We start from the raw sequence: 12579 nt of genomic DNA, 5'->3' as shown, positions 1-12579 counted from the left end.
CCGGGCCATTCGCGGTGTGTGGGGCGCCCTTCCGCGGACAATTTCCGCATGTGACCTTCGCCGCTCCGGCCACAGGGGGTGGGCAGTCTGGTTACCCGCAAGTAGCATGAGCGCAGTGGCGTGCCTCCGGGCGCGCCCCGCAGCAGTGCCATCCCGCACCCTGGAGGAGAGCCATCGTGCCTCGTACCATCCGGGACGTCGTCTTCGTCGACGGCGTCCGCACCCCGTTCGGCAAGGCGGGCCCGAAGGGCATCTACCACGAGACCCGCGCCGACGATCTCGTCGTGAAGGCCATCCGGGAGCTGCTGCGCCGCAACCCGGACCTGGACCCCAAGAAGATCGACGAGGTCGCCATCGCCGCGACCACGCAGATCGGGGACCAGGGCCTCACGCTCGGCCGTACCGCCGGCATCCTGGCCGGTCTGCCGCAGTCCGTCCCGGGCTACTCCATCGACCGCATGTGCGCGGGCGCCCTGACCGCCGTCACCTCGACGGCCGGCTCCATCGCCTTCGGCGCGTACGACGTCGTCGTCGCCGGTGGCGTCGAGCACATGGGCCGCCACCCGATGGGCGAGGGCGTCGACCCGAACCCGCGGTTCGTGTCGGAGAAGCTGGTCGACGAGTCCGCCCTGTTCATGGGCATGACCGCGGAGAACCTGCACGACCGGTACCCCACGATCACCAAGCAGCGCGCCGACGAGTACGCGGTCCGCTCGCAGGAGAAGGCCGCCAAGGCGTACGCCAACGGCAAGATCCAGCAGGACCTGGTGCCGGTCTCGGTGCGCCGCACCAACGCGGAGGCCGGTGAGACGGGCTGGGGCCTGGTCACCGCCGACGAGCCGATGCGTCCGGGCACCACCATGGAGTCCCTGGCCAACCTGAAGACCCCCTTCCGCGCCCACGGCCGCGTGACGGCCGGTAATGCCGCGGGGCTCAACGACGGCGCCACCGCCTCCCTGCTCGCCGCCGAGGACGTCGCGCGCGAGCTGGGCCTCCCGGTCAAGATGCGCCTGGTCTCCTACGCCTTCGCGGGCGTCGAGCCCGAGGTCATGGGCTACGGCCCGATCCCGGCCACGGAGAAGGCCCTCGCCCAGGCCGGCCTGTCCATCTCGGACATCGGTCTCTTCGAGATCAACGAGGCGTTCGCCGTACAGGTGCTGGCGTTCCTGGAGCACTACGGCATCGCCGACGACGACGCCCGCGTCAACCAGTACGGCGGCGCGATCGCCTACGGTCACCCGCTGGCCTCCTCCGGCGTCCGGCTGATGACCCAGCTGGCCCGCCAGTTCGAGGAGCAGCCCGAGGTCCGTTACGGCCTCACGACCATGTGCGTCGGCTTCGGCATGGGCGCGACGGTCGTCTGGGAGAACCCGCACTTCGAGAACGCCGGAGGCGACAAGTGAGCACCACCACCACCGAGCTTCTGAAGGGTGCGGCCGAGCTGTTCCCGGACGAGGTCGTCACCCAGGCGCACGTACGCCACCTGGACCTGCCGGCCGGTGCGGGGCGCTTCGCCCTCATCACACTGGACAACGGCTTCGACCACACCAAGCCGACCACCTTCGGACCGCAGTCGCTGGCGAACCTGAACGCCGCGATCGACCAGGTCGAGAAGGAGGCCGCCGACGGCGCCATCACCGGCATCGGCATCACCGGCAAGCCGTTCATCTTCGCGGTAGGCGCCGACCTCAAGGGCGTCGAGCTGCTCAAGGAGCACAAGGACGCGCTGGCCATCGGCAAGGGCGGCCACGACGTCTTCCGCCGCCTCTCCGGCCTCGCGGTCCCGACGTTCGCGTACTACAACGGCGCGGCGATGGGCGGCGGTGTCGAGGTCGGGCTGCACTGCTCGTACCGCACCGTCTCCAAGGCGCTGCCCGCGTTCTCGCTGCCCGAGGTCTTCCTCGGTCTGGTCCCCGGCTGGGGCGGCTGCGCACTGCTGCCGAACCTGATCGGCGCCGACCGCGCGGTCTCGGTGATCATCGAGAACTCGCTGAACCAGAACCGCCAGCTCAAGGGCAAGCAGGTCTTCGAGCTCGGCATCGCCGACGCGATCTTCGAGGGCGCGGACTTCCTGGAGCGCTCGCTGGTGTGGACCGCCGACGTGCTCAACGGCACGGTCGCGGTGGAGCGCACCGAGGTCGACCGCGGTGAGGCCTGGGACCAGGCCGTCGCCCGCGGCCGCGCCATCGCCGACTCCAAGGTGCACGGCGCCGCCCCGGCCGCGTACCGCGCGCTGGAGATCATCGCCGCGGCCAAGGACGGCGACCTGTCCGCCGGCTTCGACGCCGAGGACCAGGCCCTCGCGGACCTGATCATGGGCGGCGAGCTGCGCTCCGGGATCTACTCCTTCAACCTGGTCCAGAAGCGCGCCAAGCGCCCGGCCGGTGCCCCGGACAAGAACCTGGCCCGCCCGGTCACCAAGGTCGGCGTGGTGGGCGCGGGCCTGATGGCCAGCCAGCTCGCCCTGCTCTTCCTGCGCCGCCTGGAGGTGCCGGTCGTGCTGACCGACATCGACCAGGAGCGCGTCGACAAGGGTGTGGGCTACGTCCACGCCGAGATCGAGAAGCTGCTCGGCAAGGGCCGCATCAACCAGGACAAGGCCAACCGCCTGAAGGCCCTGGTCACCGGTGTGCTGGACAAGGCTGAGGGCTTCTCCGACGCCGACTTCATCATCGAGGCGGTCTTCGAGGAGATCGGCGTCAAGCAGCAGGTGTTCGCGGAGGTCGAGGCGGTCGCCCCGGCGCACGCGATCCTCGCCACCAACACCTCGTCCCTCTCGGTCACCGAGATGGCCTCGAAGCTGAAGCACCCCGAGCGCGTGGTCGGCTTCCACTTCTTCAACCCGGTCGCGGTCCTCCCGCTCCTGGAGATCGTGCGCGGCGAGCAGACGGACGACGCCTCGCTGGCGACGGCCTTCGGTGTCGCCCGCAAGCTGAAGAAGACCGCGGTGCTGGTGAAGGACGCCCCGGCGTTCGTCGTCAACCGCATCCTCACCCGCTTCATGGGCGAGATCCAGAACGTCATCGACGAGGGCACCCCGGTCGAGGTCGCGGAGAAGGCCATCGAGCCGCTCGGCCTGCCGATGTCCCCGCTGGTGCTGCTGGAGCTCGTCGGCCCGGCGATCGGCCTGCACGTCTCCGAGACCCTGAACCGCGCCTTCCCGGAGCGCTTCACGGTCTCCGAGAACCTGGCCGCCGTGGTCAAGGCCGGCAAGCGCGGCTTCTACGTCTACGACTCCGGCAAGCCGGAGCTGGACCCGGAGGTCGCCGCCCTCCTCAAGCAGGGCGACACCGTCCTGTCCGAGGAGCAGGTCCGCGACCGCGTCCTGGACGCGGTGGCGCAGGAGATCGGCCTGATGCTGGACGAGGGCGTCGTCGCCGAGGCCCAGGACATCGACCTCTGCCTGATCACCGGCGCGGGCTGGCCCTTCCACCTGGGCGGCATCACGCCGTACCTGGACCGCGAGGGCGTCTCCGAGCGTGTGAACGGAAAGAAGTTCCTGGCGCAGGGCGTGGCCAGCGTTCCGGCGTAGCGATCCGCCCGGCGAACGTTCCGGCGCAGGGCGTTCGTCCGGTGGGACGGGCCGTACGGGATTCTTCCCGTGCGGCCCGTCGTGCTGTTCGGGGCCGGGCCGTCAGGGTGCGAGGCGTCGCGGGACGACGAGGAGCGCGTTGGAGACCTTGCGCTGGCGTTCCTCGTCCGTGTCCCCGGGGTCCGAGGGGCTGTTGCGGACCTTGTCCCGGACCACCATGGTGCTCGAACCGCCACCGTCGAGGTTGATGGCGTCCTCGGCGCCGAGGGACACCAGGACGCCGGCCGCCTCGGTCAGGCTGACGCCCTCGCTGACGCCCGGCCGGCGGCCGTCGAACACGACGAGCAGGAGGGTGCCGTCCGGCCGGATGCCGGCGACCGTGCGGGGTGAGCGGCTGCTGACGGCTGCCTGGGAGACCCCGTTGGCCGCCGCGTTGATCCAGGCCCGGCCGTGGCGCACGAGCGCGGGTCCGGCTCCGACGATCGAGGCGCCCTCGGTGTCCACCGCCGAGCCGTCCGGGTCCGTGACATGGGACTCCACGGTGAGGGTGCGGCCCGGCGTCGCGTGCGCACGGAGCCAGCCGGCCGCGGTGCCGATGCCCACGAGGGTGCGACCGCCCGCCGGAACCGGGCCGCCCGCGGGGGTGCGCACCGCCGTCACCGTGCCGTGCGCGTCGAGCACCGCCTCGACGCTGTGCCGGTCGGCGCCCGGGGTCGGCGCCCCCCACTGGTCGGGGAAGTCGACGAGTTCGTCCGGGTCGAAGCAGACGCGCCCCGGCAGCGGGTCCCCGGTCCGTGCCCCGGTGTCGGTGCGCCGGTCCCCGCCGACGCCCCCGCAGCCGACGATCCGCCCCGGGACCCGGTCGGTGCCGTCCACGACCGCGCGGGCGCCGTCGGACGAGGTGACGTAGGTGGCGGACCGCAGCTCGGTGATCCGGGGCCGCTCGCCGCGCCCCGGCAGGATCAGCGCGGTGCGCCCGTTGGTGGCCTCGCTGAGGAGAGTGCCGTCGGAGACGTAGAGGCCCAGGGGGTCGCCCTTGTAGCGCGCGGAGTCCGAGTCGAAGTAGGTGCCGTTGACCGCGGCGATCGCGTCGGCCGCGCGGGCGAGGTCGAGGACGGTGTCGGTCCTGGCCACCGTGCCGCCGTGGCCGGTCCGGATGTCGGCCGGGGCGTCCGGCGCCACGGCCAGCACGCTGACCCGGACCGGGCCGCCGTCCGCCAGCCTGCGCACGGACTGCCGGAACGTGATGCCGTGGGGAAGGTCCTCCGCCGGCTGTGAACTGCCCGTGGAAGGCCGGGGATCTGGCGCGTCGCCGTCGTCCGGGCCCGTGACGGGCTGTGCGGTGCACGCGGCGGTCAGGAGGGCGAGCAGGAGCGCCGGTGTGCGCGCGGCCCGTCGTCCGTTCATGTCCCACTCCCCTGCCCCCGGACAACGAACAGGATCTGTCCGGGTACCGCGCGGGGATTCGCCTCGGATACCAGCCATATGACGGTTCGGATGCTATCAACAACGCGCCCGTGCCCGGTCGGATCATTCGTGCCGAATTCGGGCTCGACTGACGGCGCGAGGGCCGGATAGACTCGGACGGCTTCCGTCCGGGGCCGTGTCAGGAATCACACAAGAGCAGGCAGCGTATCTCGATGACCACAGCACTCCCTCCTCTCGTGCCGAATCGCGCGGCCGCCGACCGGCGCCGGGTGGTCACCGAGACGGACACCACGGGCCCTTTCCCCGTCGAGTACCGCTTTCGGCCCGCCGACGGAGACGCACAGCATCTGATCGTGGTGTTCTCCGGGCTCGGGGCGCCGAACGGTTATCACTTCGCCGGTAAATCCCTCATGGATCTGCGCGCCAATATCCTGTGGATCCGGGACGATTTCGACGGCCATTACAGCTATTACATGTGCCGGAACATGGATTTCGGTATCGAGGCGTCGGTGTCCGGGCTCATCGAGCGTACGCTCGCCCGGCTCGGTCTCGGCCGGGACCGGGTGAGCCTTCTCGGTGTCTCGAAGGGCGGCAGCGCGGCCCTCTATTACGGCCTGCGGTACGGGTACCGGAACATCGTCACCGTGGTGCCGCAGTTCCTGATCGGCAGCTATGTCCGCGACAGGCCGGTGACCGGTCAGTACATGCTGGGCGAGACGATGCCGCAGCAGAATGTGGATGTGCTCGACGGCGCGGTGCCCGACATGCTCAAGGCGCGTGGCGGACAGGGGCACAACATCTACCTGTTCACCTCCGAGGCGGACGAGCAGTACGAAACGGAGATCAACCCGCATCTCCAGCTCTTCTGGGCCTGCGAGAACTTCAACCTCATCCGCACCGATTCCCCGATGGTGCGTCAGCACGGCGAGGTGTCCGGGTACAACATGCCGCTCATCGCCGGTGTGCTGTCCGCGCTCACCGAGGGGGCCGACCCCCGGATCGGCTTCGTGGAGAACGGAAAGCAGCAGGTCAACGAGGCGGAGCGGCAGTCCTACCTGTACGAGCTGCGGGCGTCGGACGCCCTGACGGCCGTGGTGAAGAAGCAGGACATCCGCGGGGCGAGCATCATCCTGTCCGGGGACGCGTTCATACCCGGCGAATCCCCCTATGCGCAGTCCATGACGACCAAGAGCCTGATCATGGAGAGCGGGAGCCGCCACTTCGAATACCCCTTGGCCACGACGGACGCCAAGTACCTCTACAGCCAGTACTTCGACCGGTTCTCCTGCGACTATCCCCACGGCGGATTCGAACCCGAATCGCCCTCGGGTATCTCCATGAAGGGCCTTCCGGTCGGCACGTACAACCTCTCCGTTCGCGTGGCGAGCCCGGCCGAGGGAATAGACAGGCGTACCGCTCTGGTGGCTCGCCGCCCCTTCGACATCAGGCGGCCCGTCGGCGGGAACGAAGCGGTTCTGATCGGCGACGGAAAGCGGGTCCGGCTGATACGCAGGCCCATTGTCGGCCAGTTCTCGGCGGAGACGGTCTTCTCCCTGGAATCGTCCTGGCTGAAGGAACGGACCCTGCATGTGGAGGGTGCGCTGTTCGTCCATGGAATCGAGGCGGGCGACCGGGGGCACGGTCAGTACTATCTGGTGCTGCAGGGCCAGGGCACCACGCACTCGTTCCGGCTCGGAATGTCACGCAAAACAGCGGTGATCCGCAAGCACGTACGGCGGGGCGATTTCGGGAACTACGACTTCGCCTATTTCGCCACTTCGGGATACAACGGGGTCGACCTGCAGAAGGCCGCACCGGGTGTGTACGAGGTCTATATCTCGCTGAGCACCGGCGGGTCGCTGTTCTCGGCCGCCGCCGGAAGCATCACGCTGGACTGACAGCGGGACCGGGAGAACGGGCGGGGGAATTCGGGGCGGAGAGCCCTGGAGCCCCCGCCCGCATTCACGCCCGCTCGCTCTCCTGCTCCTCCGGCCGCCCCATCACGAGCGGTGCCGACATCCGGCCCGGGTCGCCACCCGCCGTGGCGTCCATCGTGTCGATGACGTCGAAGGCGCGCCGGCAGTTGTTGGTGTCCCGCAGGACGAAGAACTCCTCGGCGCGGCGGCGGTACTCGGGTTCGACCTCGAAGCCGCGGGCGATGGAGGCGATGATCTCGTCCACCGCGCGGTCGACCGTTCCGCAGGCGGGGCCGAAGCCGTCGCGTGCCAGGTCGAAGTAGCCCCGCTTGTAGTGCTTGCTGTAGAACGCCTCGTCGTCGAAGTTCGTGTAGACGATCGGCTTGCCCATGTACGCGACGTCGAAGAACACCGAGGAGTAGTCGGTGACCAGCATGGAGCACTCGCGCATCGCCAGCTGCACGTCCCGGCCCGTCGAGGAGACGGTGATGGACGGGTGATCGATCCGGAAGTGCTTCAGGTACGGGCGGATCTCGTAGTGCGGCATGAACTCCAGCTCCACGCCGTAGTACTGGAGCGCCTTGAGCAGCCTCTCGTCGCGCAGCAGCGCGGAGAAGAACCGGTAGTACTCCGAGGCGGCGAACGGGATCTCGGGCTTGGCCGCCCTGTTGTACGAGGGGGCCACGATGTCGCGTCGCCAGGTGGGCATGACCAGGACCTTGCGCGGGCCGTCGAGCGGCTTGAGCGCGTCGTAGCGCGGCAGCCCCGTGGCGGCGACCCTGTCGTATCCGTACCCGCAGTGCTCGGCGTAGTAGGCGCGTTCGCTGCGGCCCGTGGTGAGGACCATGTCGACGTTGGTGACCTGTGCGTGGATGGACCCGACGACGTCGTTGTAGACGACACCGTGCTGGAGGAAGACGCGCTTGTAGCGCAGCAGGTCGCCGTATCCCCGCAGGAAGGCCCGCTTGGACAGGCCGGGGAAGCCGAGGTAGGCCTCCAGATCGTAGGCGTTGATCAGCCGGGTGGCGTGCAGCAGGTAGGCGCGGTACTTCCAGGAGAGCCGGTCGACGACCTGGCCCAGGTGGTCGATCTTCGCGCGGTCCTGGGCGTCGCCGTTGATCGCGTAGAAGACCTTGCGCTTCGGCTCGTTCTCCCTGATCCACTTGAACAGGTGGTACGAGTTGTCCTGGGCCGTGTCCTCGCGCTCGCCGATGATCCAGATGTTCCTGCGGTGCAGCCTCGGATACGTGAGCCAGTACAGGAGCCGGGTGCGCCAGCCGGACCGGCCGGGCAGCGAGTTGCGTATCTCCTCGGCCAGGCGGCGCAGCTTGTGACGCGCCCTGTTGACCGGTCCGCTGATCCGGCGCAGGGTCACGGACTCGTCGTCGGCGACGGTCAGCCGGACCCGGGCCCGGCCCGAACGGTGCACGCCCTTGAAGCGGTGCAGCATCTGACGGGCCTCGACGGCGATGTCGTGGCTGCGTTCGCCGTCGTGGACGCGGACGCGGAGGGTCAGATCGCGGTGGGAGAGCCCGGCGAGGTCGCCGGGGCGTGCGGTGGCGCGCCAGCCCGCGTACCAGTCCTGTTCCTTGCGCGTGCGCCACCGGTCGCGGCGGTAGACCTGCTCGATCGCGAGACCGGCCTCCCGGCGTCCGTCGCTGAGGACCAGTTCGAGGCGGTTGGTGAAGAGCCGCGCGATGTCGACGCCGGACAGCACCAGCAGTCCTTCGAAGTGCAGCTGGTCGCCGTCGGGGACGAAGGTCTCCAGCACGGCCTTCTGCCGGTCCACCCGCAGCAGCGTGGTCTCCGTGCGGTCCGCTTCGAGGCGGCGGTGCAGCCCCTCCTCGTCGACGAGCAGCCGCGGCAGGTAGGCGGGCTTGGCGTACGGGTCGCAGAACAGCTCGTAGTTGCCGGTCCGTACGGCGTGGTGCTGGAGACGTGCCATCGGCACGCCGGCGTACTGGAGGATCAGTTCGTCGGGTATCGGCCGGTAGACGTCGACCAGGGCGGGGAAGACGCCGGCGATCTCCGCCCGGCTCATGATCCGGTGGATGTTGCGCAGATGCGGCTGCATGGAGCGGACCACGAAGCGCATGGCCAGCCGGGCGTCGCGGGCGTTCAGCCGCTCCGTCATCCGGATGATGTGGCGGCAGAGGCGGATCAGTTCCTGGGTCTTGACCGGGTCGTTCCAGGCGAGGTCGAACAGCGAGTCCCGTCGTTCCGGGTCCCGCGTGTACGAGGTGGCGGTGGGCGCGGTCGTGACCGTACGGGCGTGCAGGAGGGCGGGCACCGTGAGCCAGGCCTCCTCGAAGCCGGGGCCGTGGCCCGTGCGCAGGCCGTGCCGGCGCAGCAGGGCGGTACGGAACAGCTTGGTGCCCAGCTCCGCGGAGAAGATCAGGTAGGGCGCCTTGTCCAGCCGGCTGATACGGGGGGCGTCCGTTCCGAAGTAGCGCCTCCAGGGCGCGTCGGCACTGCTGCGCGGCCCGGGGAAGTTGTCCTGGTCGCCGACCACCACGTCGGCCTCGCACCGGCGGGCGGCGGCCACGAGCCGGCCCACGCAGTTCTCGCCGAGGATGTCCTGCGCGCGGGCGAACATGACGTAGGGCGCGTGCACGTAACGCAGGCCGTTGTCGTAGCTGGAGCGTGCGCCGAGACTGATCTGCGGGACGACCTCGACGTTGCCGTGGTACGCGGCGAAGTCGGCCAGCTGCGCGGAGGTGGCGTCGGTGGAGCCGTCGTCGACGAGGATCACCTGGGTCGCGGCGAATTCACGCTGGGCGAGCAGGGAGCTCAGGAACTCGTAGAGGTTGTACTCGTCGTTGTGGCAGTGCACCACGATCGCGGCCTCGTACGACTCCGGCGGGGGTGCCGCGGGGGCCCGGGCGGGGTCGTTCTGCCACCAGAGCCACGGGGTGCCGCGCGGGTGGTCGACGGTCTGCTGCTCGGTGGTCTCCGGACGCAGGGCGAGATTGCCGCTGACCGTCTCGTAGATCTCGTACGTGTCCTGGGGGCCCTGGTAGCGCTCGCGCCCGATGTCGAGGCCCGAGACCGCGACGGTGGTGGTGGCCCGTTCCCCGCCGTGCCGTATCTGTATGAACAGGTTCCAGTTGCCGGCCCGGTCGGCCGCGCCCAGGGTGGAGGCCAGGTCCACCGTGGTGTGGTACCGGATGAACTCCTCGTCGACGTCCACACCGGTCACGTCGAAGGAGTGGTCGGCCTTGGTGCTGCGGCGGCGGAGCACCGCGGTGAGTTCCAGCTTGTCCTTCGGCCCGACCCTGCCGAACTGGTTGCGAATGTAGCCGGTGACGTGGAGCGTGCCGTTGCGGATCTCCACCAGGGTGGCCTGGTTGAACAGCCGCGCGTCGGAGAGGCTGTTGCCGGTCAGATCGAGGTCGGTGACGTCCAGGAACCGTTCGGCCTCCGGCCGGCCGAGCAGCGAGGCGGACCAGTAGACCTTGTCGTCACGGCGCACGAGGTCGGAGCTGAGCACGCTCCGGCGCTGGGTGTAGTCGGAGACGGTGAGCGCGAGGTCCACCCGGTCGTGCATCAGGCTGAAGGCCCGTACGCGCTCCAGCGGGCCGCACAGGTCGTAGACCTCGGGCGGCAGGGACCGGAGGTACGGCGCCACGAAGCCGGCGAATCCGGCCCGGAACTGCGGGTCGCCCGCCCGCAGTTCGGGCGTGTAGAGCCGCAGGTCGTGCGAGAGGAACTTGGCCGCCTTGTGGGCGAGGAGTTCCTGCTCGCCCTGCTGGACGAGGAACGCGTCCGCGTACTGGTGCACCAGGACCCGGTCGCGGATGCTGCGCAGTTCGCCGCGCCGGTTGGTGATGGAGGGGGTGTCGGTCTCCCGCTCCCAGATCCACCGGTAGACGGGGGCGGCGAGCAGGGTGACCGAACGCGCGGAGTACCAGGCGACGGTCGAGAAGTAGGTGTCCTCGAAGAAGAGTTCCTCGGGGAAGCGGATGCCGTGGTTGAGCAGAAAGTCCAGCCGGTAGAGCTTGGCCGCCGCGATCGGGTCCTGGAGGAGTTCGGGCATGGCGCGCAGGCCGCCCTCGACGGTGCGGTCGGTGCCGTAGAGCTGGGACTGCCAGACGGTGATCTCGTCCTTGGCGAGGTTCACCCGCAGCGCGCGCCCCGCGGTGATGTCCGCCCCGGTGGTGAGCGCTGACTGCAGGAGGGTCTCGCACGCCTTGAGCGGCAGTTCGTCGTCGGCGTCGAGGAACATCACGTACTGACCGGTGGCGGCCATGATGCCGTTGTTGCGCGGCGCGCCCACGCCGCCGCTGTTCTGCGGGCGTTCGACGATCCGGACGCGCCGGTCGCCGGCCGCGAACTCGCGTGCCACCTGGAGCGTCCCGTCGGCCGACGCGTCGTCCACAACGATCACCTCGACGGCGCGGTGCGTCTGGGCCAGCGCGGACTGGAGGGCCCGGCCGAGCGTGGCACTCGCGTTGTACGCCGGCACCACGACCGTCACGGTGTACAGCGACGGGTCGGCTGGCGGGGTCATCGTACGGACCCTTCGCTCTCGGCCCAGTAGGGCACCGCGCGGAGCTGCTGCGTCTCGATGTCGGCCGCGTGGGGGGTGTAGGGCCGGGGGTACGGCTGGAAGCCGAGATCGTCGTCCTGCTCGGGAAGCGGGAACTTCTCGGCCAGGGCCTGCGGCTGGTCGTCGGCGTCACCGGCGCGGCGGTGGCGTCCCCGGTGGAGGTGTTCGGCGATCACGCCGGCCTTCGAGGGCTCGGTGGCGAGCTTCTCCATGAGCCGGGTGAAGTCACGGGTGGACAGCCAGAACTTGTACATGATCACGAGCTCGAAGAGGCCGAGCGCCGCCGCGGATATCGCGGTCGTCCACAAGATCTGGCCGATCAGCGGGGCCACGATGAAGATGAACATCTGGAACTCGATGCCGCTGATCAGGTGCGGCCGGATGCGGCTGCGCAGCAGGGCCTGGCGGAAGCGCGTGTACCAGGGGAAGCGGTTGCGGAACTGGGCGTGCAGGTCGACGACGTCGCCGCTCTGCTGCTTGAGCACCTCGGCCTCGACGCCGGGGTTCTCCCGGAGCAGGTCCTCGATGAAGACGACCTTGGGCTGGTCGGCCGCCGTGTCGGTGGCGTCGTGGCGGGCCTGCTCGTCCTCCAGCGCCTTGCGCTCCAGCGTGACCTTCTCGATCTTCATACGCATGGACATGCGCATCTTGTAGATCTGCAGGGCGTCGACGTACCGGAGCATGTCGAGGAAGACGACGGCCAGGGCGGCGAGGAGGTAGAGCTCGTTGTGGGTGCGCAGGTACTGGCCGCCCATGAGGGCGAGCGCGCAGAAGAGGACCCTGATGCGGTCGAAGACGTAGTCGAGCCAGCCGCCGAAGACGGTGCCGTTGCCCTTGAGGCGGGCGAGTTTGCCGTCGATGCAGTCGAGGATGAAGCTCAGGTGGTAGAGCGCGGCCCCGATCACGAGGGAGCCGGTGTCACCCTTGAGGAAGAAGTACGCGGAGCCGAGGCCGACGAAGAGCGCGGACCAGGTGACCCGGTTCGGCGTGATGAATCTGAACTTCGCCATCCCGATGAGCATGCGCGTGGCGACGGGGTCGACCAGCAGCACGGTCCACCAGGCATCGCGCTTCTTGCATGTCAGTTTCTGAACGGCGCGCAGCGACAGCTTCCCCATAACCCCTCAGACAACACGACTCACGCGGTCAACGCG

At 69.4% G+C, this 12579-nt stretch carries 6 protein-coding genes; 3 read left to right on the top strand and 3 right to left on the bottom strand.

The window, feature by feature from the left end; genetic code table 11:
* Positions 1-176: 176 nt before the first annotated feature.
* A complete protein-coding gene (locus EAO73_RS00660) occupies positions 177-1403 on the top strand; it encodes a thiolase family protein (RefSeq protein ID WP_093705129.1) in 1227 nt (408 codons plus the stop codon).
* Positions 1400-3532, top strand: coding sequence for a 3-hydroxyacyl-CoA dehydrogenase NAD-binding domain-containing protein (locus EAO73_RS00655; RefSeq protein WP_147969489.1), 2133 nt, complete (start codon positions 1400-1402; stop codon positions 3530-3532). The genes EAO73_RS00660 and EAO73_RS00655 overlap by 4 nt, the downstream gene beginning before the upstream one ends.
* A gap of 102 nt (positions 3533-3634) precedes the next feature.
* Here the strand turns inward: EAO73_RS00655 and EAO73_RS00650 are convergent, their stop codons facing one another.
* Positions 3635-4939 carry a phosphodiester glycosidase family protein gene (locus tag EAO73_RS00650; RefSeq protein WP_147969488.1) on the bottom strand — a complete coding sequence of 435 codons (1305 nt, stop codon included), beginning with the start codon at positions 4937-4939 and terminating at the stop codon, positions 3635-3637.
* Between the two features lie 233 nt (positions 4940-5172).
* Between EAO73_RS00650 and EAO73_RS00645 the strand changes: the two genes are divergently transcribed.
* On the top strand, positions 5173-6858 hold the full coding sequence (locus EAO73_RS00645) for a hypothetical protein (protein WP_224756126.1): 1686 nt from the start codon (positions 5173-5175) through the stop codon (positions 6856-6858).
* 64 nt (positions 6859-6922) lie between these two features.
* Here EAO73_RS00645 and EAO73_RS00640 read toward each other — a convergent pair whose 3' ends face one another.
* Together EAO73_RS00640 and EAO73_RS00635 are read right to left on the bottom strand one after the other, a co-directional pair.
* The gene (locus EAO73_RS00640; RefSeq protein ID WP_147969487.1) at positions 6923-11386 is read right to left on the bottom strand and encodes a glycosyltransferase; all 4464 of its coding nucleotides are present in this window, start codon (positions 11384-11386) and stop codon (positions 6923-6925) included.
* Positions 11383-12543 carry a CDP-alcohol phosphatidyltransferase family protein gene (locus EAO73_RS00635; RefSeq protein WP_147969486.1) on the bottom strand — a complete coding sequence of 387 codons (1161 nt, stop codon included), beginning with the start codon at positions 12541-12543 and terminating at the stop codon, positions 11383-11385. The genes EAO73_RS00640 and EAO73_RS00635 overlap by 4 nt, the downstream gene beginning before the upstream one ends.
* Positions 12544-12579: the final 36 nt, after the last annotated feature.

The sequence above is a fragment of the Streptomyces sp. col6 genome (assembly GCF_008042035.1).
Lineage (GTDB): Bacteria > Actinomycetota > Actinomycetes > Streptomycetales > Streptomycetaceae > Streptomyces.
The sequence above is the reverse complement of the archived record's forward strand: the minus strand, read 5'-3'. Positions and strand labels throughout refer to the sequence as shown.

What these genes read in the sequence shown, in the direction of transcription:
- EAO73_RS00645 (WP_224756126.1), top strand. Translation starts at nt 5,173, where the DNA reads ATGACCACAGCACTCCCTCCTCTCGTGCCGAATCGCGCGGCCGCCGAC.
- EAO73_RS00635 (WP_147969486.1), bottom strand. Translation starts at nt 12,543, where the DNA reads ATGGGGAAGCTGTCGCTGCGCGCCGTTCAGAAACTGACATGCAAGAAG.
- EAO73_RS00650 (WP_147969488.1), bottom strand. Translation starts at nt 4,939, where the DNA reads ATGAACGGACGACGGGCCGCGCGCACACCGGCGCTCCTGCTCGCCCTC.
- EAO73_RS00640 (WP_147969487.1), bottom strand. Translation starts at nt 11,386, where the DNA reads ATGACCCCGCCAGCCGACCCGTCGCTGTACACCGTGACGGTCGTGGTG.